This window comes from Granulicella sp. L60 (assembly GCF_009765825.1).
Classification (GTDB): domain Bacteria; phylum Acidobacteriota; class Terriglobia; order Terriglobales; family Acidobacteriaceae; genus Edaphobacter.
The window spans coordinates 207,111-228,160 of the sequence record NZ_LMUR01000011.1; the positions used below are offsets into that span (position 1 = coordinate 207,111).

Annotated in this window: 15 protein-coding genes and 1 tRNA gene; 5 read left to right on the plus strand and 11 right to left on the minus strand. The window is 56.2% G+C overall.

Going from position 1 to position 21,050, the window contains the following annotated elements; translation table 11 throughout:
* Nucleotides 1-15 precede the first annotated feature (15 nt).
* On the plus strand, nucleotides 16-270 hold the full coding sequence (locus GSQ82_RS07145) for a hypothetical protein (protein WP_158791608.1): 255 nt from the start codon (nucleotides 16-18) through the stop codon (nucleotides 268-270).
* Between the two features lie 13 nt (nucleotides 271-283).
* Here the strand turns inward: GSQ82_RS07145 and GSQ82_RS07150 are convergent, their stop codons facing one another.
* The gene (locus GSQ82_RS07150) at nucleotides 284-1,582 is read right to left on the minus strand and encodes an MFS transporter (protein ID WP_158791609.1); all 1,299 of its coding nucleotides are present in this window, start codon (nucleotides 1,580-1,582) and stop codon (nucleotides 284-286) included.
* Nucleotides 1,583-1,683: 101 nt separating this feature from the next.
* On the minus strand, nucleotides 1,684-2,910 hold the full coding sequence (locus tag GSQ82_RS07155) for a PQQ-dependent sugar dehydrogenase (protein ID WP_158791610.1): 1,227 nt from the start codon (nucleotides 2,908-2,910) through the stop codon (nucleotides 1,684-1,686).
* A 428-nt stretch (nucleotides 2,911-3,338) separates the two neighbouring features.
* Here GSQ82_RS07155 and GSQ82_RS07160 point away from each other — a divergent pair, with 428 nt between their 5' ends.
* Nucleotides 3,339-5,279, plus strand: a complete 1,941-nt coding sequence (locus GSQ82_RS07160) for an alpha-amylase family glycosyl hydrolase (RefSeq protein ID WP_158791611.1) — start codon at nucleotides 3,339-3,341, stop codon at nucleotides 5,277-5,279.
* A 109-nt stretch (nucleotides 5,280-5,388) separates the two neighbouring features.
* Here the strand turns inward: GSQ82_RS07160 and GSQ82_RS07165 are convergent, their stop codons facing one another.
* On the minus strand, nucleotides 5,389-6,894 hold the full coding sequence (locus GSQ82_RS07165; protein ID WP_158791612.1) for a hypothetical protein: 1,506 nt from the start codon (nucleotides 6,892-6,894) through the stop codon (nucleotides 5,389-5,391).
* 202 nt (nucleotides 6,895-7,096) lie between these two features.
* On the opposite strand from GSQ82_RS07165, the gene GSQ82_RS07170 reads away from it, so the two are divergent.
* On the plus strand, nucleotides 7,097-7,513 hold the full coding sequence (locus tag GSQ82_RS07170) for a hypothetical protein (RefSeq protein ID WP_158791613.1): 417 nt from the start codon (nucleotides 7,097-7,099) through the stop codon (nucleotides 7,511-7,513).
* Here the strand turns inward: GSQ82_RS07170 and GSQ82_RS07175 are convergent.
* From GSQ82_RS07175 to GSQ82_RS07195, 5 genes are all read right to left on the minus strand, one after another.
* A complete protein-coding gene (locus GSQ82_RS07175) occupies nucleotides 7,506-7,979 on the minus strand; it encodes a hypothetical protein (protein ID WP_158791614.1) in 474 nt (157 codons plus the stop codon). The two genes, GSQ82_RS07170 and GSQ82_RS07175, sit on opposite strands and share 8 nt — an antisense overlap.
* Nucleotides 7,980-8,321: 342 nt before the next feature.
* A tRNA-Leu gene (locus tag GSQ82_RS07180) sits at nucleotides 8,322-8,406 on the minus strand.
* A 134-nt stretch (nucleotides 8,407-8,540) separates the two neighbouring features.
* A complete protein-coding gene (locus tag GSQ82_RS07185) occupies nucleotides 8,541-10,973 on the minus strand; it encodes an Orn/Lys/Arg decarboxylase N-terminal domain-containing protein (protein ID WP_158791615.1) in 2,433 nt (810 codons plus the stop codon).
* A 108-nt stretch (nucleotides 10,974-11,081) separates the two neighbouring features.
* Nucleotides 11,082-11,636 (minus strand): RNA polymerase sigma factor, encoded by a 555-nt coding sequence (locus GSQ82_RS07190; RefSeq protein ID WP_158791616.1) that lies wholly within the window; start codon nucleotides 11,634-11,636, stop codon nucleotides 11,082-11,084.
* Between the two features lie 345 nt (nucleotides 11,637-11,981).
* Entirely contained in the window at nucleotides 11,982-12,734 is a 753-nt protein-coding gene (locus GSQ82_RS07195; protein WP_254061478.1) for an HAD family hydrolase, read from the minus strand.
* A gap of 322 nt (nucleotides 12,735-13,056) precedes the next feature.
* Between GSQ82_RS07195 and GSQ82_RS07200 the strand changes: the two genes are divergently transcribed.
* The gene (locus tag GSQ82_RS07200) at nucleotides 13,057-16,344 is read left to right on the plus strand and encodes a serine/threonine-protein kinase (protein ID WP_158791617.1); all 3,288 of its coding nucleotides are present in this window, start codon (nucleotides 13,057-13,059) and stop codon (nucleotides 16,342-16,344) included.
* Nucleotides 16,345-16,449: 105 nt separating this feature from the next.
* On the opposite strand, the gene GSQ82_RS07205 is transcribed toward GSQ82_RS07200, so the two are convergent.
* Nucleotides 16,450-16,635 carry a hypothetical protein gene (locus GSQ82_RS07205; RefSeq protein ID WP_158791618.1) on the minus strand — a complete coding sequence of 62 codons (186 nt, stop codon included), beginning with the start codon at nucleotides 16,633-16,635 and terminating at the stop codon, nucleotides 16,450-16,452.
* A 450-nt stretch (nucleotides 16,636-17,085) separates the two neighbouring features.
* On the opposite strand from GSQ82_RS07205, the gene GSQ82_RS07210 reads away from it, so the two are divergent.
* On the plus strand, nucleotides 17,086-18,666 hold the full coding sequence (locus GSQ82_RS07210) for an FAD-dependent oxidoreductase (protein WP_158791619.1): 1,581 nt from the start codon (nucleotides 17,086-17,088) through the stop codon (nucleotides 18,664-18,666).
* Nucleotides 18,667-18,792: 126 nt separating this feature from the next.
* On the opposite strand, the gene GSQ82_RS07215 is transcribed toward GSQ82_RS07210, so the two are convergent.
* Both GSQ82_RS07215 and GSQ82_RS07220 read right to left on the minus strand, forming a co-directional pair.
* Nucleotides 18,793-19,239 carry a rhodanese-like domain-containing protein gene (locus GSQ82_RS07215; protein ID WP_158791620.1) on the minus strand — a complete coding sequence of 149 codons (447 nt, stop codon included), beginning with the start codon at nucleotides 19,237-19,239 and terminating at the stop codon, nucleotides 18,793-18,795.
* Between the two features lie 302 nt (nucleotides 19,240-19,541).
* Nucleotides 19,542-20,453 carry a neuromedin U gene (locus tag GSQ82_RS07220; RefSeq protein WP_158791621.1) on the minus strand — a complete coding sequence of 304 codons (912 nt, stop codon included), beginning with the start codon at nucleotides 20,451-20,453 and terminating at the stop codon, nucleotides 19,542-19,544.
* Nucleotides 20,454-21,050 lie beyond the last annotated feature (597 nt).

Consider the following 21,050-nt stretch of genomic DNA (forward strand, 5'->3'; position numbering starts at 1 on the left):
CCTCAAAGGAGCTCAATGGGATTAGACATCCGCATTCCTCTCGGCCTCATCTTCCTAATCATCGGGGGGCTTATGAGCGTCTTTGGCTTCTTCACTCGCCACAGCGCAGCCGTTTACGAAAAATCTCTAGGCATTAACCTAAATCTCACCTGGGGTCTCCTCATGTTCGTCTTCGGCCTCATCATGTTCCTCGTAGGCCGGCGCCAGAAGTGGCAGGATGATCCAGTTACCCCGCGCCCGTGGGAACGTGGTGCCCGCCCTCGCATCTAGGGCAGGTAAGGAATCAATCGGTTGAAACAGTAAGATCGTCGTCTTTGGTTTCGCGGATCAGGAGCAGTCCTAAGAACGTAAGGACAGCAGAGGCGCTGAGGTAGTAGCCAACGTACTGCAGTCCATAGGTCTTGGCAAGCCATGTAGCGACATAGGGTGCGAGCGACGCGCCTAGAATTCCTGCCATGCTAAACGCAAGCGAACTGCCCGTGTAGCGAACCGGGGTGGGGAAGAGCTCGGACACGACCGTGCCAAGTGGGCCGTAAGTAAGTCCCATGAGCGCAAGTCCTAGGGCCATCATGACGACAACGCCAGTTGTCCCGGCAGTGAAGAGCGGCGCGAGAACGAGACCAAAGAGAGCGATCAGTGCCGTCACCCCAAACATGATGGGGCGTCGCCCACGTTCGGCGAGCAATGCGGAGATCGGGATCGTAAGCGCGAAAAAGAGGATGCCGAAGAGCTGGATGAGCAGAAAACTGCCCCGGCTGTAGTGGAGAGCGGTGGTTCCCCAGGAGAGCGCAAAGACAGTCATCAGGTAAAAAAGCACAAAAGTCGCGAGACAGACGAGTATGCCGGCCGCGAGTGAGCGCTTGTGACGGCGCAGGACAGTAAGCATCGGGACGCCGACCTGCTCAGCACGCAGGACCGAAGCCTGAAAGGCGGGTGTTTCGGTGATCGTCAGGCGGACATAAAGCCCAAGCAGTACCAGCACGGCGCTGGCGAGGAATGGCAGGCGCCAGCCAAAGGAGAAGAATTGCTTCTCGGTGAGCCAGCGCGAGAGTAGGAGAAAGGTTCCTCCGGAGAGCAGGAAGCCGATAGGAGCGCCGAGCTGTGGAAACATACCGTAAAGTGCACGCTTGTTGGGTGGCGCATTTTCGACTGCGAGCAGGACAGCTCCACCCCACTCCCCGCCTAATCCAATCCCCTGGCCGAACCGGCAGAGAGCAAGCAGCAGGGGCGCGGCAAGTCCGATGGAGTGATACGTCGGCAGAGCTCCGATCACGAAGGTCGACAGGCCCATGGTCGATAAAGCGAGAACCAGCGTCTTCTTACGTCCGATGCGATCGCCGAAGTGTCCGAAGAGTGCCGATCCGACGGGCCGTGCGAGGAAGGCAATGCCGAACGTGGCGAGTGATGCCAGTATAGAGGATGCTGGATCGGATGCCGGGAAGAAGAGGCGCGGGAAGACAAGCACCGCTGCCGTGGCATAGATATAGAAGTCGAAGAACTCGACGGTAGTCCCCACCATGCTGGCGAAGAGGACTTGGCGTGGTGTGTTGATCTGTGTTTGTGGCGTCTTGTCTGTTGTCATCCTGAAACCTGAATTCTATTAGGAATAGGCTGGGCATTCTCCGGCTCACCATTGATGGATAAGTGAGCCGGAGAATCGATCTTCAGCCTTCAGGAGATGACCTACTGGTCTTTCGGCGTCACGCGGAAGACACCACCTGACCTGGCATCCTCAAGCAACCACAGTGCGCCATCGGGAGCGACCTCCACGTCGCGGATTCGGTGACCGACCTCCCAGCGTTCCGCAGGTTTGGCACCACCCTTACCATCGAAGGTAATGCGGAAGAGCGCCTTGCTTGCCAGGCCGCTCACGAGAGCAGAGCCCTTCCACTGAGGGAACATTGCGCCGTTGTAGAAGATGAGGTTGCCTGGCGCGATGATTGGTGTCCAGTAGATGATGGGCTTGGTCAGATCAGGCCGCGTATCCGGGCTGGGGATCGGCACACCGTTATAGTTGGTCGCGTAGGAAGCCAGCGGCCATCCATAGTTCTTGCCGGGCTCGATCAGGTTCAGCTCATCACCACCCTTCGGGCCGTGCTCAATCTCCCATAACCTCCCGTCAGGCGCAAAGGCCAGACCATAGGGCGTACGATGTCCGCTGGTCCAGGTCTCAGCCAGCGTCAGGTTAGGGCCGGGGAAGGTGTAAGTCTTTACGACCGGAGCAGTCTTCGCGGCTTCAGTATCCGCCGGCGGATCAATCACGGGAACACTGGCCGCGCCGATCTTTCCAGCCATCGGATTGCCTTTAGCAGGCTTGCCATCCAACGTCAGACGCAGGATCTTGCCGAGAGGTTGATTAGGATCCTGAGCCGGCGTCATGCGCTGCCGATCGCCAACGGTAAGGAATAAATAGCGGCTATCCGGCGAAAAGGCTATCTGTGCACCGAACTGTCCGCCTTCGCCCCTCTCGCCATCGCGCCAGATCACCTTCAGCCCGTCAAGGCTCGCGGAATCCTTGCCAAGTGTTAGGGTCGCTCGTGCAAGAGCAAGGCTCGATCCGCCCTCGCCCGGCTCCGAATAGGTGAGGTAGACGCTATGATCCTTGGCGTAATGTGGCGAGAGAAAGACGCCCAGCATGCCGCCCTGTCCTTTCGCAAGAACGGCCGGCACATTCGCGACGGGCGTCTTGTCTCCCTGCTGAGTGACCACCCACAGAGCGCCGACCTTTTCGGTAATCAGCATCCGCCCGTCGGGTAGGAAAGCAATCCGCCAAGGCAGTTTGAGGGTCGTGACCTGGACCATATTGAAAGGCAGGCTAGCCTCAGGCTTCTGCTCGCCTGCATTGATCTGCGCATCTACTTGGGTCGCTGCCAGAGCCAGAAATAGCCCCGCTATCGCTAACTGTTTCATCTCGTCTTCCCTCTATCCGTATTGATTGGTTTGGCGTGAGCTAACTGTTACAGAATCACTTCTTCGCGGTGTTCCTCGTTATGCATGCCTCTCACCGTGGACACGGTGTCGAACTGACTACAATCACTATCTCGTTGATATCGACAGCAACTGACTTAAGCATACGACAGGAGCCTTCCAGATTTTTATTGTGGTGAGGACTTATGCGAAACATGAATAGATTGGTAATAAGAAACACACAAGGATTGCCTAGCCGTCGCAAGACAGCCGGTGTGTCGCAAACGATGAGGATCGGTAAGGGCCGAGTCCACTCACGGGCAATCAACCTTCGAGGCACTTGCATCACGAGAATGATCGGCGCACAATCGAGCTTCCACATGACAATTCGGCCGCGTTCTTCCGTCGAGACCACTTCGAGGAGCAAGCTCATGGGTACTACACCAGTCGCCGCGGTTCCCCCTAGTCCCCCTGTCGCTCCGGCTGCTGCCGGACACAAAGGCATGGGGGCGGTTCCTTACCCGGGAGGGGTAACGTTTCGGGTCTGGTCGATGTTCGCCGATTCGGTGTCGGTATCGGGCCTGTTCAATGGCTGGACATCGACGCCCTTGACGCCCGATGCGCCGGGCAGCAACTACTGGTCGGTCGACGTGCCAGGAGCGGCAGTAGGCCAGCCCTATAAGTTTGTACTGCCGTACGCTGCCAAGCCGGGACGGTTGAACGATCGCATGGATCCGTATGCGACATCGCTCTCCCCGGATGGGTTTGGCCGCATGAACGCGGTCATTGCAAGTACTACGGTCGTCTATGAAGGCGGTGTATATAGCACGCCGGCATGGAATGAGGCGGTGCTCTACGAGTTGCACATTCCCACCTTCAACTCCGATCCCACACTCCCGGCGGCCGGGACCTTCGACAGTGCCATGGTTCGGCTTCCAGAGTTGGCGCAACTAGGCGTGAATGCAATCGAGGTCATGCCTCTGGGGCAGTTTCCGGGTAACGCGGGCACAGGCTACAACCCTGGCTATATCTTTGCGGTCGACCCGGACTTTGGAGGGCCAGATGGATTGCGCACCTACGTGAACGCAACCCACTCGCAGAATATTGCGCTCATTCTGGATGTGGTATACAACCACGTCAACGGCCTCGACCTCTGGCAGTTCGACGGATGGTCGATCGACGGAAATATTTGCCCGTGGTGCGCCGGGAACACTAACCCGCCGAACTATACCAATGGAGGGATCTACTTCTTCCAGGATGGGCGGTCGCACACGCCGTATTCGCATGCGCGTTTCGATGTGGGGCGACCCGAGGTGTGCCAATATCTGTTCGACAATGTGACGCGATGGCTGGAGGATCGGTTTCTGGACGGGCTGCGCTTAGATTCGACGGTGAGCATACGCAACATCCAGGACCAGTTCGACAACTGGAAGCTGGAACAGCCTGTGCCTGAAGGGATCGAACTGCTGCAGCGCATAAACCAGCATGTGCAGAGTACCCAGGGATGGAAGATCATGATCGCCGAAGATCTACAGGGCGACGTGTCGATCACAACCCAAGTGAGTAATGGCGGATATGGCTTCAACGCCCAATGGAACAACGATTTTTGTGGCAAGCTGCGCTGGGCGGCAACGGCTCCGATGGACAACCAACGCAATATAGGCGACTTGGCAGGGTCGATCGCAGGGATGACCGGAGAGAATGCTTTCAAGTCGATACTGTACAGCGAGAACCACGACCAGGACGATCCTCAGAATGCGGGCGGCGGCCGGCTCCCGGCAATCATTGGCAATGGGGTGGCGGACAGCTGGTTTGCGAGAAAACAGTCCACTCTAGCTGCTTGCGTGGTACTGAGCGTATCAGGAATTCCAATGATGTTTATGGGGCAGGAGTTCCTAGAGTACAGGACGTTTCCGAACTATGGAGGACCACCGAGCAACTTCGGCGATCCGCAGCCAATCGACTGGAGCCGGAAGGATACATACAACGGGATCTGGACGCTTTATCGGGATATGATCCGTCTGCGCCGAAACTGGTACAACAACACCCGCGGCCTGCGCGGCCCCAACGTGCATGTGCTCCCCGTCTTCGGCGATAACGTGCTTGTATACCACCGGTGGGACCAGGGCGGAGGAGGCGACGATGTAGTAGTGATATGCAACTTCGCCAATCAGTCCTATACCAACTACCAGATTGGAGTGCCACGGCAGGGGATGTGGTGGGTGCGCTTTAACGGCGATTCCGGCGACTATGGCTTCGGTAACTGGCCAACCTACGATACCAATGCCAATGGGCCGGCGATGAATGGGATGCCGTATAGCGCCAACTTGAGTTTAGGGGCCTATACGTGTGTGGTGCTATCGCAGGATTGATAGGGCACACGGGGGAGAGTAGACAAGTGTCCTATCTTCGCCTTCGCACAGACTAGGAGAGAGTGGTCCCGCAGGAGACACATCTCCAGCGGGATCTGTAGCTGTCTAATCAGTTAGGGGAGACGCCTTCGATTTGCAGCAATCCAAGTTGGTTTCCATCTACTTCGATAGCGAGTACTCTCGAACCGTCGATGGGATAGTAACCAAATCCTGTTGCAAAGTTTGGATCGAGTCCGCCAATCGTAATGACACCATTTGTGGGATCAACCGTTCCATTGACGCCGACATTAGCGGTAAAGGAACCACCTTGCAGGTTGTAATCGACAAATCCTGTGAATGCATTCGTGGTTAAGGTTTGCGGGCCAGCCGCGCTCCAAAATGCAATGGTATTGGTTGATACGGGCACAAGCCCCTGAGCCGACAACCCGGAGTTTCCTGCAGGCGGGAATGCACCGGTGGTCTGCAGATATGCCATTCCACTGGTGACCTGAACGCTATCTACACCGAGTTCAAGAGCGTTGCCATTCCCGTCGAGATAAAGCTGGAAGCCGAGTGTCAGGGGATTGGTCGAATTGTTCCCTGAGGTTGTGACATTGCTGAGTGTTACTCGTCCCGTAGGATCGACCAGGAACGAACCGCCGGTAATTGTGTTTCCACCCGATACAACCAGGTCATTGATAGCAAGATCTCCTGAGAGTGGCGCGGTGGAACTGAAGTTGAATCCACCTGCGAGTGTAAGCGAGCCATTGGTATCTTCACCGAGCGATGAGAAGACGTACGTCGTATTGTTGACACTGGAAGCGCTGAACTGACCCGCCTGGCTGCCCTGTCCGAGAGCCAGTCCGCCTAGGGTTCCGTTGAAGGTATCCGCGCCGCTTTCGACGAGCTGAATCTGGTTTGTTCCCACGATGTAACCGCCAAATACCATCTGTGCCAGCGTGCAAACGGTGGCTGGGTTCAAAGTAATGGTGACTCTGCCAAAGCTATCAGGAGTGCTGACTGATCCGCTTGTGAAGAACTGGCCCAGACCGGGTGCGCCAGCATCATTGCAGTCGAAGACACTTGAGGTCGTGGCCAGAGAAGTTCCTGAGAAGTTGAGCACACCTCCAACTCCCAAAGGAAGTTGCGGCTGTTGGTTATCTAAGCCGGAGACGGCAAATGCATAGCCTCCCGACGGTGCTGCGGCGCTGGTTTGCAGGTCGACAGAACCTGTCCCAGCAGCGAAGGTGTCTGATTCGGTAATCAGTACGCGCGTTGCAGAGACTATTGTTCCGGTGAAGGTCTCTACACCATTGACGCCGATCGTCGTATCGCCAGTATTCAGAGTGATCTGGATATTGCCGTCCGTAGTCTGGGAGAGGCTGGATCCGGACGCTGACAGCTGATCGGTTTTTCCGAAACTACTGTCGAGGAAGTCCTGCTCTCCTCCCGTGATCGCCCCGCTCTTCACCGTGAATGCACCAGCGACGAAATATTGGCTATTTGCGTCTTGTCCTGCTGCATGAATGACGTACGTTCCATCATTGAGAAGGGAATTCGGCGGCGGCATTGTTGTAATGGCGATAGTCGCGGATGCTGACTTCGTCTTATCCGTAACCGAGGTAGCGACAACCATGACCGCATTATTTGTTGGAACGGCCGTCGGAGCTGTATAGATTGTCGACGCACCACTGGCCGTTGAGGAGGAACTGAAACTACCGCATGCTGTGCTTCCACAGGTGACAGACCAGGTAACACCGGCATTTGCGCTGTCGTTGGTAACAACCGCAGTAAGACTAGTGGTAGAGCCTACTAAGAGTGAGGTCGGCGGAGTCGGGGTGAGTGCCACGGTAATGGAAGGCGGAGGAGCGGCAGTAATGGTAATGGTGTTCGATGCCGTCTTTGTTTTATCCGTGACTGATGTAGCAACTATCGTCACGGTATTATTCGTCGGAACAGTAGAGGGGGCTGTATACGTGGTGGGTGCATTGCTGGCCGTGGAAGTGGCGCTGAAGCTGCCACATGGCGCACTTCCGCAGGTGACCGACCAGGTAACGCCGCCGTTAGCGCTGTCGTTGGTGACAACTGCTGTGAGATTGGCCGTAGCTGATGTCGCAAGAGATGTTGGCGCAGAGAAAGTTACTGAGATGACTACGGGTGGGGGCGGTGTATTTGAGCTGCTGCTGCAGGCGCTGAGCAGACAGACGAGAGACGTGAGACTGGCGAGAGTGATTGCTTGGCGGAGTTTCAATTAGCACCTCCAACCTGCTCGGTGTGCTCGCGCCTGGACCCAGGCTGGCCATTTGAAGAAGAGCCATGAACTAGAAATCCACTCTGATTCCGTATTACAAACGTCTGTCCATTGAGTACGATCTCTCGCGCCACCAGATAGGTCTTGCCGTTGATTGACCTCATGACGCCGGTTACGTGGATCTGGGATGCTTTAGAGATCTTTGTCCTGACGTCGGGTGCCAGGTAAGGGCCAACGCTTACGTCCATGGTTTGCATGTTGGCGCTCACTAGAAGATGAGTTCCCTGCGGACTGCCGAGAGAGCGCTTCGAGACTACTTCAATGATCGGCCCGTCAACGGATAGTTCCGGAGAGGTTGTGGAGCCTGAAATGGATTGTGCGCGGACGCTGTCTGTAGACTCCGCGCAGGTCGCACGCATCGTTCCAGCGAAAACCGTGACAGCAATGAGAAAAAGAACAGACTGGCGCATGTATTCTCCTTGTCGAGGCCAACTGCGGCGAACAGAGTAACCCAGTGCTGAAAGAACACAGGTAAACTACCAGTCTTATAGAGAGTTTTCAACCATAAGATAAGCGCAAAATGCGTTGGTGGCCTTGAATGTTGGGTCGTCTGTACTTGCCCTTCAATAGACCCGATTATTCGCCAAGAACACTCTCGTTTTCGCTCAGGCCGCAAAGTGTCACGGAGATTGCCTTAGCGCCTCTCGGTAGCCATGGTTAGGTGAATGACAACGGCTGCCAAAACGCTACAGCATAGAAAAGAGGCTAACCATTATTGGTTAGCCTCTTAGTAAGTCATTGATTCGTTGGATTGGTGCGGAGGAGGGGACTTGAACCCCTATGCCTTGCGGCGCTAGCACCTCAAGCTAGTGCGTCTGCCAATTTCGCCACCTCCGCGCATTTATCTCGACGCCGGTAAGCGCGAGTTGCGGTAAGCAATCCGAAGGTAAGTATAGCATCTTCGAGGGGTTGGTTGAGAGCGTCTGTGGAAGGTTTTACAGACGAGGAAGTTAGCGCGTCCACGGAGAGGATTACCTCTCCGTGCCGAGCCCGCTTCCTGGAACCACCGGACCGGTCGCCGGTGAGCGCTTCTTCTTTTTGACCGGCGGAGCGGCGTTGGGTGGCCGTTGCTTTCCATTTCCGTTCCCATTCCGGCGCTTGCCATTAGTCTCGATGACAGCGCGCATCCAATAGTTTCCTTCGGCGTCGGCTTCGATGCCGTGTACTTCACGCTCGAAGCCAGGGAAGCGCTTGCCAAACTCCTCCATCGCGAGGATGAGTCTGATGACGGGGCTGTCTGGACCGCCGAGGCGCTCACCAGGCATGGACATCGGAATGCCTGGTGGGTATGGGACGAGCATGACGGCGGCGATGCGGCCGGCCATGTCGGAGAAGCGGATCTTCTCAGTCTCGTGGCGAAGCAGCTTCTGATAGGTCTGCGCGGGCGTGAGGACGGGGTCGAAGTCTTCGTCGCAGGCGTCGTTGACCAGGCCGGAGAGATTGAGCTGGACCATGGCAGCGTGCATCTCATCGGAGAGTTCTTTGAGAGTAACGTTTCGGTAACGGTGGGGATAGCGGGTGACGAGTTCAGGGAGAGCCTCTTCGAGAGGGGCCTCGCTGTCGTAGAGACGCTTGAACTCGAAGAGATTTTCGAGAAGCGCGCCCCACTTACCCTTGGACGTACCGACGGAGAAGAGGACGAGGACGGTGTAGTCGCCCGTGCGGGCGATCTCGACCCGGCGGCCGTCGAGGAACTCAGTGACGATGGATGCGGGGATGCCCCAGTCGCTGACGACACCTTGCGCGTTGACGCCCGGGGTGAGGATAGTGACCTTGGTAGGGTCCAGCATGCAGTAGTCGTCGGCGATATCTTCGTCCTGATACCCATGCCAGTCTTCGCCGGGCTTGAGAGTCCAGGCGCTCGATCGATTGGTGAGCAGGCCGTCCGCAGCTTCTTCAAGCAGATAGGTCTGGCCGTCGAGGGGATCGAAGACATACTCGGGCTGATACAGCCGGAAGAACCAGCCCTGTTCTGCGGCGCGAAGCCGGTGGCCGATGGACGACATGGCCTTACGGAAACTGATGGCATCCTGCAGCGTCTCGCTCATCAGCGTGGGGCCGGCCGGCTCGTCCATCATGGCAGCGGCTACGTCGAGCGATGCGATCAGCGGGTAGAACGGCGACGTGGTGCCATGCATCATGAAGGACTCGTTGAACTGATCGAAGTCGAGCGCAGCGCGTGGGCTGAGCTTAACGTGAATCATGGAGCCCATGGAGAAGGCCGCGAGCATCTTGTGAGTCGATTGAACGGCGAAAATGGCCGGCCGGTCTGGCATATCGTCGGGTACGCCCATGGCAAAGCGGCCTTGGTAGATCTGGTGGAACTTGGCGTAGGCATACCACGCCTCGTCGAAGTGAATACGCGGCACCGATTTGGCAAGCTCTGTGACGACTCTGTTCACGTCGTAACAGAGACCATCATAGGTAGAGTTCGTGACGACGGCGTACGTGGGGTTCTGGTTGGCGACGCCGGTGGTGAGCGGGCTCTTGTCGATGATGCCGCGGATGAACTCGGGAGCAAAACGCTTCAGCGGCACGAGGCCGATCATGCCGTATCCGTTGCGGGTGGGCTTCATGTAGACGGGACGCGCACCGGTAACAGTGAGGGAGTGGCAGATGGACTTGTGGCAGTTCGCGTCGGCGAGGACGATGTCGTCCTGGGCTATAACGCCATGGCCTACGATCTGATTCGAGGTCGACGAGCCACCAAGTACGTAGAAGGTCCAGTCGGCGCCGAAGATGCGAGCAGCATTACGTTCGGATTCGCCCGGAGGTCCGAGGTGATCGAGCCAGGAGCCCAGCGGCGAGGTGGAGATGCCCAGGTCCGAACGCATGATGTTCTCGCCGAAGAACTTGTGGAACTCCATTCCGATCGGATGCTTAAGAAAAGCTACGCCGCCCATGTGGCCTGGCGCGTCCCACGAGTAAGCGCCCTGATCGTTGTATTTCTTGAGTTCACGGAAGTAAGGCGGCAGGAGCTGTTCGTGATAACGCTCGACCGCGAAGTCGACGCGATTGGCGATAAAAGCCGGGGTATCGCCGAAGAGATGGATGTACTCGTGGACCTGCTTGACGACTTCGAGCGGAAGCTCGCTGACCAGGGTGCGGTCGGCGATAAGAAAGATAGGAATCTTCTTATTGCGTCGACGCACGGCGCGGAGAATCTGGAGTGCAGCACGTTCGTCGAACTGATTGTCGCCTTCCAGGTCCCAGTCGAGCAAAATCGCAGAGTAAGACGGGTCGGAGGTGACGAGCGAAAGACCGTCTTCCGGCGTAGAGGTACGCACGACTTCATAGCCTTCTTCGCCGATGGCATCAACCAGCCGCTCCATGGCACGATCCGAGACCGAATCCGTGCCACCTACCTCACTCGCAATCAATAAAACCCAACGTCCTTCGCTCATACACCTCTCGCTGCTTCTTGTGATCCATATAGATGGTACAGGGAAGTTTTGTGGGAGGTTTATGGGATGTTAATACTGGGCGATTTTATGGACGTTTGAGCTCGAGATTTATGCGCAGGTGCAGTCGACGCAGCGATGCTCCGCGCAGGTGCCGCAGGTAAGGGCGAGCTGCTTCTTCAGGGCGTGGCGGGCGCGATGGACGCGAACGGCGGCGTTGCCAGTAGTGATGTTAGCTGACTTCGCAAAGGCTTCCAAAGTACTGCCGCCAAGGTCAATTCGACGAAGGATGTCGTTGTATTGCGGCTTCAACGTGGTCATTACTTGTTCAATGCAGCGGCAGACAATATCGTGAGTCACCTGATCGGGTGCAGGCTGAGTAGTCTGATCCAGATCGATGAGGTCCTGTGCCCAGCGATCCAGGGCGCGGTCTTCGGCGGCGCGATGACGGTAGTGGTCTATAACGGCATTGCGCAGGATGCGGTAGAACCAGGCTACGGCGGACTCGTCGTTATGCAGGGTTGAGGATTTCTCCATGGCGCGAACGTACGCGTTTTGGAGAATGTCTTCGGCGGTAGTCACCGTATCGACGCGACTACGCAGGAACTGCAGGAACTTCCCGCGTTGAAGGATGAGATCGTCGATGGCCTGCGTCTTCGGTTGCAAAGTGGACTCTCGAAGAGCGGTGCAGAGGAATAGCTCCACACCGCTTCTGGTTATCTGGTTATTTAGATGAGGCACAGGGGCAGATGGGTCCGCAGGAGCAGGCGGCTCCACAGGGGCAGGGGAGGGGGCAGGTGCATTCAACGCCGCAGGGGCATGTGTATTCGGTGGTCATTTGTTCTCCTTTGGCCGGGTTATTGCGCCCGACACTGCTGCTGACGAACGAGAGGCGTCGATATTACAGTTTTGGCAGACAGAAGGAATTTAAGCTGGAATTTCATCCATGGCGGCCGATGAAGAACGGCCAACGGCGAAGGTGGAAACGACCAAGGCGACCGAGATGGCTATTTAGAAATGGCGTGTAAGGTCAGCAAAGGTCGTCAGTCGCAGGAGGTGCTGGCCGTCGGGTGGCTGACTAACAACCTCATGTTCGAGAACCCAGGTGTAGTCATGGGGGATGAAAATGGCGTTAAGGCCTGCGCTGAGGGCGGGGTTGATGTCCGAGCGCGGACTGTTGCCGATCATCCACGTATTGCACGATTCGCAGGCATACTGTGCGGAGACGGCCTGGTAGGCATCGTGGTTCTTTTCGTGCAGGACCTCCACCCCGTTGAAGTGTGGGGAAAGACCTGAACGTTGGAGCTTGTCTGTCTGTTCGATCTTGTCTCCCTTGGTGACCATAATAAGGCGATGACGTGTCGCAAGCTCAGCAAGGGTCAGGGCCACACGGGGCAGAAGTTCGATCTCTTGGTCGGCGATGGACTGGGCGAAGCATTCGATGCGGCTATGTTTATCGGCTGTGAGGGGCTCGTCGGTGAGCTGTTCGAAGCAGGTAATCAGGGAGCGGCGGAAGCTGTGAAGTCCATAGCCGTGGGAGAGGACCGTAGCGTGCTCGACGCGGTTGAGATGGTCGCGTACCTCTTCGGGGGTGTGGACGCGGTGGTCGAGGTAGGAGATGAAGCTCGCGATTGCGCGCTCAAAGTAGATGTTGTTCTCCCAGAGCGTGTCATCGGCGTCGATAAGCAGGGTCTGATTGGTGGAGTGGCGTGAGATCGAGACGTTGGCGCCTTGAGGCTCGTTGCTGTGGAAAAGATCGTTCACATGCTGATTATAAGGCGGTCTCGTGGGCGGACGTAGATCGATAGAAGCGTGGTCATGGCACGGTTGGGGGATGGGTTCCAAGCCTGTGATGTGCCAGATTGGAGATGGTGACTTGTGAAAGTGCAGTGGGACCCGGGATGAAGGACGAAGTCGAAACGACTCATGGTTCAAGATCGTCAGCCGATGTGGGTTATCGAGTGTGGAACCCGTTCGAGGTCGAGTTCCGAGTGGAAGTCGATGGTCGGTATGATGAAGCTACACAAGCCTTTACGGGGTTTACCGGCGGTTTCAAACAAGGGAAAGAGAGAGACTCACCGCAGAGATGATTCCAGTCACTGGCCAAAGGTTCGGGCCGTACGAGATCCTGGGCAGGCTGGGCGGCGGTGGCATGGGTCTGGTCTTTCGCGCCTGGGATGAGCGCCTGCACCGTGAGGTGGCGATAAAGCTGCTTCATGACGACTTCAAGATGCCGGGAATGCGTGAGCGGTTTTTACAGGAGGCCCGTGCAGCCTCGGCTCTGAATCATCCCAATATCTGCACAATCTTCGATATTGGCGAGCAAGGTGGCGACCCGTACCTGGTGATGGAGCTGCTGGAGGGGGAGACGCTGAAGGACCGGATTGCACGTGGCGCTCTGCCGGCGGAGGAGATCATCCGCTACACGGAGGAGATCACGGAGGCATTGACGGTTGCGCATGCAAAGGGCATCGTGCACCGGGACATTAAACCGGCAAATATATTTTTGGTGGCCATGGCGAACGGCAGGAGTCAGGCGAAGGTCCTGGACTTCGGCCTGGCGAAGATCGAACTGGAGGTTCGCGGAGGGTGGGAGTCGCGTACGCTCGATCTGACCTTGGCTGGCTCGACTGTGGGGACGCTGGCGTATATGTCGCCGGAGCAGGCCCGCGGCGAGTATCTGGATATGCGGACGGATCTCTTTTCGCTTGGCGTCGTGATGTATGAGATGGCCACGCGACAGGTCCCATTCAGTGGAATGACCAGCGCGCTGATGTTCGTTCAATTGTTCACCCATACGCCCGAGCCGGTACGAAACTGGAATGAGACGATTCCGCGAGAGCTCGAAAGAGTGGTCTTCAGACTGCTTGCGAAGCAGCCCAAAGACCGGTTCCAGACCGCGAAGGACCTGAGCGACGCGTTAGCCAGTTTGAGCAGAAAGCCGGTCCGCACAGGATGGCTGCATAGGCGAGCAGCGCCGCCGGTGCCGCTGGTGCGTGCGGTCGATCCGGTAGCCCGGCATCGAGGCAAGAGACAACGACCGGATAGATTCGCGGGGGACTCGAGTGGCGAGGTGATGCCGTTGATTGGTGCAGCCGCGGTAGAGTCGAGTACGGAGATTTTGATTCGCCCGAGGCGTACATCCTCGCCGGACGAACCGAGTGTAGAGCGTCCGATGGGTGCGCTGTCTGCAATTAATGCGGAGTTGCCGACCGGGTTGCGGCGGGCACATGGTATTGCGGCGCAGACCGACTCGTCTGCCGCTGCCGCCGACGTGAGGGCTGCGCAGAGGGCCGAGAGGGACGCACTCGCGGCCAGATCGATACGGGAAAAAGAAGCAGTTGCAGCACCGTACTCTGACGCAGGGCAATTTGTGCATGGGTTCAACGATATTGAGCTGCAGGGATTGGGCAAGACCACCGGAGGACGGAGCGTCATCGTCGATCCGGCTGCGAACGAATTGACTTTGAATGCGGTTGAAAGCAGACGTCTGAGTGACCGGATGCGGCTAGCGGTAGCTGTGGCTTTAGTCGGGCTGATCGTCATTAGCGTTGTCTTGCTCCAACGGAAGGGATTTTTTCGCCCCGTCGTGCTGGCGCCAAATGAACGCATGCTGATGACGATGATCGAAAACAAGACCGGGGATAAGACGCTGGATGGAACGGTGATGCAGGGGTTGGAGATTGCCCTGGGACAGTCGCAGTCTTTGAACATGATGAGCAGCGATGCATACCGCGCTGGTCTGCGAGAGATTGAGGCAGAACACTCGGGCGAGTCGGCCTCTGGACAGAAGGTGGCGCAGCGAGTGGGAGCAAAGGCCTATCTCTACGGCGAGATCCGCGGAGATCAGCCGCCGTATACGATCAACGTCGATGTGCTGAATACAGACTCAAACGATAAGTTAGCGACCCTGGAGGAGACGGCGGAGACTCGTGCGGAGATTCCCGAAGCGATCGGAAACCTGGCCCAGGCGGTGCGAAATGAGGTGAGCAATGACAGTCCTGCGGGGACGAAGAGAAGTATCGCGATGGCGCAGTACGCCACGGCCAATGTAGATGCGTTGCATGCGTTTGCGATGGGTGAGGATGCGGTGCTGCGTGGTCGCCCACAGGACGCGTTGGCGGACTATCAAACGGCAACCTCGCTCGATCCCAAGTTTTTGCAGGCGCAGATGCGTCTGGCGTGGCTTTACCGCTCTGAGAAGGCAGAAGTGGCTGCTACACATGCGGCGGAACTGGCTCAATCTGCGCCAGCGCAAGCCAGTGACAAGATGAAGCTGCTCTCGCAGTTCTGCTATGAGTTGATTGCGACTGGAGACTACGGGAAGGCTACGCAGACCATTCGCGAGTTCGTTGCACGATATCCGCGAGATGTGGAGGGAATGAAGGGACTAGCGCGCGTGCTTCGACTGCAAGGGCACCCCGCCGAGGCATTGCTGGCCGCGCAACAGGGATACAACGAAGATCCTTACGACGCGGAGACGTATGCGGAGGCCGAGATCGCGATGATCACAATGAACCGTTACGACAGCGCACTGCAGTTGGATGCGCAGGCCCGGCGCTTGGGCGTTTTGCCTGCGGGGCTGACACTGACGGCTGGCTACCTCAATGGGAGAGAGGATATTGTCACGGAAGAGACGAACGCGTTGCGGGTTGGAATCTCCGGAGAATCATCTGCAGGAGATGGGCAGCTCAGCTATGCGGACCTCGATAACTACGGGCTCTACCTTGATGCGACAGGCGAGATGGACGCGGGACTCGAACTTTGGATTACGGCTGCAGACAGCGCAGCCAGGATGCCGGAGCTTGCTTCGGCACAGGCGTATCTGTTGGCGCAGGGAGCGCTTGATCGTGCGTTGACGGATAGCTGCACGGTGGCTCTGAAGATGGTGAACGATCTAAGAGATCTGCCGAAAGGGCCGGTTGCGAGTGTCAATGCAGGTATCGCTGCGGCGCTGTGCGGAGACCAGACCTACGCGGAGAAGACCGTTGCCGAGCTCCTCCGTGACTTTCCCCGCAATACGGCAGTCGCGCAATATTATGTGCCGGAGTTGGAAGCCGCCGCGTCGATTGGAGTAAACGAACCGGAGAGGGCATTACCGGGTCTCATTTCGGTCAGACAATACGATCAGATTTCGCTCGCATCTTATCTCCGTGGATTGGCTCATGTCGCTATGGGCCAGATGCCGCTTGCTGCCGATGATTTTCAGGACGTTCTGGCCCGGCGAGGCACGGATGCAATGTTGGGAGGAACGCTCTACCCCATGGCACAGATGCGAGCAGCACGAGCGTATGCCACCAGCGCGGATAAGGCGTTCCATCACAGATCTTCCGTCGATGGCAAGATCAGGGCTATCCGCGATATTCATTGGTAACGGCTGTTGTTAGAAGAAGAGAATGGACAGATCGCCCAACACGCAGTAAGCGTCACGCTGTTTACTTCTTTCGATCGATTATGAAATAGTCTGCTGAAGTGTTACTTACAGTGGCCTGAGATCGGAGAGACTTGGCATGACCACAAGCATCTTGCCCTGCCAGTAACCTACGATGCCGCGAAGAACCACCCTGCGGTCAGTCTCACGGCGTGCCTCTTCGCTGTGTTCTTCAAGGAATCGATCGGCGGAAGTCTGTGTCTCGAAGGTGATGAATTCGTTGGGATGGTTCATCACATCCTGTCTGAGGCTCGCACGAAACTGCATTGTGTCACTGTAATTCGCCGAATGGATGGCAACATTCGAAGAAATAACACGCGGACTATTCGCCGCTGTTGAGGCGCTCAGAGGCAGAGCAGCCCAAAACAGTAGCATCGCCGGAAGACCGTTTCTCTGTCGGTTCGATGGCATTATCCGATGATGCGAGAGGCTTAGGCGAACCGGTATCCCACAAATGGGTAAGGGTGGCAGCCGCACGTCTTGCCGGCACCACCTTCGCAGGATGGTGTGTGGATTTAATTCAGTTTTGACACAGCCAAAATTTGAGTTACATTAAATCCAAGTTCCCGTTAAAAAAAATAAAGTCGCGACAGAACGCCCACATTCTGTTTCGCGAAGCCACACTCACCTGGACATTTACCAGCTGCGTTGCACATTCAACTCACGAAGGAAGAGGTGTTGTTCATGGGTATCTCCAGACGCGATTTTCTCATGCGTGTAGGCCAGGCCGGCGGTTACAGTGCGGCGTTCGCAACCATGCAGTCACTTGGGATGATGCCGATGAAAGGTGCCCTGGCGGCGCCGATTGAGGCGGTAGCGGGCAGCGGAAAAGGGGTAAAGGTCGTGGTGCTGGGCGGAGGCATCGGCGGGCTGGTCTCAGCATATGAATTGAAAAAGCTGGGATATGACGTAACGCTGCTGGAGGCGAGGGAGCGGCCGGGCGGACGAAACTGGACAGGAAGAGACGGCACAGTCGTTTCTTTCGTGGATGGCACCAAGCAGACGATCAACTGGGAAGAAGGGAACTACCAGAACCTCGGGCCTGCGCGGCTGCCTTCGACTCACTGGACGATGCTTGGCTATGCGAGGGAGTTGGGTATCCCGATGGAGGTGGAGATCAACACGTCTCGTTCCACGCTCTTACAGAACGACAACGCAAACGGTGGAGCGGCGGTTCCGCAACGTAAGGCGATCAACGATACAAGAGGGCACGTGTCGGAGTTGTTATCAAAGTGTATCTCGCAAGGCTCATTAGACTCCGATATCTCGAAGGAAGATCGCGAGAGAATGAAGGCATTTCTAACGATCTACGGACCGTTGAATGCCACGGGGAACTATGTGGGATCTGACCGAGCTGGACTGAAGACGCCGCCAGGCGCGGGCGGACAGACGGCTGTGCCCGAGGCTCCGATGGATATGCATATGCTGCTTGATGAAAACTTCTGGCGCGGCATGTTGTATGAAGAGACTTGGGACTGGCAGGCCACGATGATGCAGCCTGTGGGTGGAATGGATCGCATACCTTATGCGTTTGCAAAGTCTCTTGGGCCGATTGTGCAGTACAACTCTCCTGTAACGGAGATACGGAAGACGTCGAAAGGTGTCTCCGTCGCTTATACACAAGGCGGTGCAGCCAAAAACATCGAAGCCGATTATTGCATCGTTGCCATCCCGTTCTCTATCTTGAAAAAGATTCCTAATGACCTATCTCCGGAGTTCAAGAAGGTGGTGGATGAGAGCACGATGGCAGGATCCTACAAAGTCGCATGGGAGAGCCGCCGATTCTGGGAGCAGGACTGCAACATCTACGGGGGACTGTCATTTGTATCGCAGGGCCCCAGCCCGATCTGGTACCCGTCGTCCCGGCTGATGCACCCGACCGGGGTGGTTGTCTCAGGTTATTCGGAGGAGCAGAATACGCCGTTCTTCGATATGACGTTAGACGAGAAGTTCGCAGCGTCACGAGCATCAATTGAGAAGCTTCATCCCGGCCATGGCAAGGAGTTGAAGAACCCGATCTTCTGTGGCTGGAAACATGTGGTTTGGAATGAGGGCTCGTGGATACGGAACTATGGCGGTGGTCCGAGTGGCTACGACGTGATCATCCAGGCAGATGGGCCGCTATACTTTGCCGGAGATACAGCTAGTCATGTCGTCGCCTGGCAGGAAGGTGCTGCCTTAAGCGCGCGACGGGCTGTGGGAATGATCGCCGATAAAACGAAGATGGCTGTACTAACTGGATTGAAGGGCATCACGCAGAGCTGAGCAATTTCTCTGAACTGGAAAGGCCGGCTCGCGAGAGCCGGCCTTTCCAGTTCAGAGAAAAGTCAGAAACAAAGCGAAGTGATAATTGAGCAGAGCTATCTTCAATCGGGCGATAACTCACCATACTTAGGTCGCGGTATCCAGTTGAAACGCTGTCGTATACGGCTCCACCGGGTATCCCTTCGCCTTCCATGCTGCGAGGCCACCCCTCAGCAGTCTTATCTGCGTAAATTTGAGTGCGCGCGCCTTTCCCAGAACCATTTTGCTCGTATCATCGTCCGCTCCCGTGCAATAGATTACTGAGTTCTGATTGCGAGAAAACGACGCGGTCTTCTCGGCGATTTCTTTAGGTGCGATCCTCATCGCTCCTGGAATAATCTCCGGATGAGCCAGAAAGTCCAGCGGCTGGCGCACATCGTACAACTTAATCTGTTTCGAACTTAGTAGCTCATGTAGCGCCTCAGGCTCAATGCTGTTCGCCTCCAGAAAGCGCTTTGCTCGCAGCCGCCCGATTACGATCCACCCTAAGATCAAGAGGCAAAGCGCCCCTGCGCAAATCTCTGCTACCGTCATGCCGCCCTCCAGTACCTGAGTTAGATGTCCAGAATCGAGAGCTAGTTGTGGCTTGTCTAAGATTTGGAGATCTCATCTACCAGCGAAATCCTTCACCTGTCCGCGACAAGAACTTGAGAGCCATTGGAAAAGGCGTCATCCGGCATACATCGTTGCAGTGAATGATGTTTCGGATAATTCAGATGACGCGCTGATCCACTACTATATACAACTGCGTATCGGCCCTGGCAATTGATTAAATAGTGTAGCTAGAACCTGCCAGACTCTCTGTAACGGTGTTCAACACGGGGGCAGATCAGAAGTTATTTGCCCTTCGGCTTCTGGGGAAATAGTAACGCGATTTGAAGCCGCATGCCCCACGGCGACGCGCCTGGAGGATGCACGGCGTTGCCATAGAAGTTCACCGAAAAGTTCACTGGTTGGAACCCCATGCGCGTGACACGCCCAACACCACCACCATAGGGTATAGTCCATCTTCCTCCCGCAGTGGTATCGTCTCCGTCGGCCGCATCGCCGCTCGCCTTATTATGCCAGTTTGCAGCGATGATCGGCCCACTGTTGATATTCCAACCCTTCTTCAGGTTATAGGTGATGAAGTATTGGAGGGTCATCTGATTGACAGACGGACGATGAGAGGAGCCGACGACAGAAAAAACATTGTTGACCAAAGCTCCGAAGGTCCAGTGTCCCGGCTGTACCAGTGCGACAACGGAAGGCCCGAAACTTAGCTTCCCCTGGCCGAGAAGTGTACTGGTCGCAGTAGGTATACCGATCGCAGGCCCGACCCCCCAGATTAGTCTTCCGGGCTTCGCAGGAGAGAGAAAGAATGTCGGATTCATATCTCCAAAGCCGACCTCGCCCCCCTGATCCTGGGTCGTATAGGGCTGCCACACAATCGGCTGAATGACTCGCGTGATCAACATCCAGTCTTCACTGATGCGTTTAGGGACCACGGGTTGAATATTGAAGATGTCCTGCGTCCGGTTATAAGGCCCGACTGCGAAGTTTGAATTGTTCTGGAGCGGAACGCTAATCAGACTGGCAACCGGATTTTGCGTAGCCTTCGCCAGCGCGTCGGTATCGCTCATCGTCACGGCTGGCGCGGACGTCGCTTGAGCATTTTGTGGCGGCACAGACGTTTCCTGCGCGGGAAGCAAAACGGTGAAAAGGAAGATCCCAGGTCCAAGAAGAAAACAGTAGCGGCGCTTGATCATGAGAGGATTCTCCATGGACAACTGACAAGCATTTAGAAACTCTCAAAACCTGAACAGCTTAGAGCGGCTTCGCCGGGCTGAGTAGAACAGAATCGAAGCAGAAAACTCGCCACATCGAAGAACTGAGGCGATGTCTTTATCTGTGCAGCATTCTTGGCTATCGTCCGAGCATCTACAGCAGAAGGGATGATGCTCGATGCTAGGAGCGAGACTGTACTCGAAATAGTCAACGCCATGATGACCACTCCACGGTAAAGTTTCCCAACCGTCTCGTACGCTCTTGAAAAATGTATCAACATCGAATGAATACCAATGTTGTGTCTGATCGTCTCGTCTGTGTGGAGTCTGGGATACTGGCATTACTTACAGGAGACGTAGAACAACCGCCGCTTTAGCTTGCTTGTAGCAAATAAAGCAAGCGGGAGAGTATTCCTCCCATTGTGGATGAAGGCAGTGATCACGAAGACGCTGTCTCGATTAGTCATAGGACGATTGCGCGAATCCAAGCCATTGGAATACGTCACGACTTACTAGAGCGTGTTTCATAAACACCTGCGCATTGTGATCCAGAGGCAAGCGAGATAGAAGAAGGCTCTG

Coding starts and splice junctions, on each gene's coding strand:
- GSQ82_RS07205 (WP_158791618.1), bottom strand. CDS start 16,635: ATGAACCATCCCAACGAATTCATCACCTTCGAGACACAGACTTCCGCC.
- GSQ82_RS07210 (WP_158791619.1), top strand. CDS start 17,086: ATGGGTATCTCCAGACGCGATTTTCTCATGCGTGTAGGCCAGGCCGGC.
- GSQ82_RS07215 (WP_158791620.1), bottom strand. CDS start 19,239: ATGACGGTAGCAGAGATTTGCGCAGGGGCGCTTTGCCTCTTGATCTTA.
- GSQ82_RS07165 (WP_158791612.1), bottom strand. CDS start 6,894: ATGGTTGTCGCTACCTCGGTTACGGATAAGACGAAGTCAGCATCCGCG.
- GSQ82_RS07220 (WP_158791621.1), bottom strand. CDS start 20,453: ATGATCAAGCGCCGCTACTGTTTTCTTCTTGGACCTGGGATCTTCCTT.
- GSQ82_RS07160 (WP_158791611.1), top strand. CDS start 3,339: ATGGGTACTACACCAGTCGCCGCGGTTCCCCCTAGTCCCCCTGTCGCT.
- GSQ82_RS07200 (WP_158791617.1), top strand. CDS start 13,057: ATGATTCCAGTCACTGGCCAAAGGTTCGGGCCGTACGAGATCCTGGGC.
- GSQ82_RS07155 (WP_158791610.1), bottom strand. CDS start 2,910: ATGAAACAGTTAGCGATAGCGGGGCTATTTCTGGCTCTGGCAGCGACC.
- GSQ82_RS07175 (WP_158791614.1), bottom strand. CDS start 7,979: ATGCGCCAGTCTGTTCTTTTTCTCATTGCTGTCACGGTTTTCGCTGGA.
- GSQ82_RS07145 (WP_158791608.1), top strand. CDS start 16: ATGGGATTAGACATCCGCATTCCTCTCGGCCTCATCTTCCTAATCATC.
- GSQ82_RS07185 (WP_158791615.1), bottom strand. CDS start 10,973: ATGAGCGAAGGACGTTGGGTTTTATTGATTGCGAGTGAGGTAGGTGGC.
- GSQ82_RS07150 (WP_158791609.1), bottom strand. CDS start 1,582: ATGACAACAGACAAGACGCCACAAACACAGATCAACACACCACGCCAA.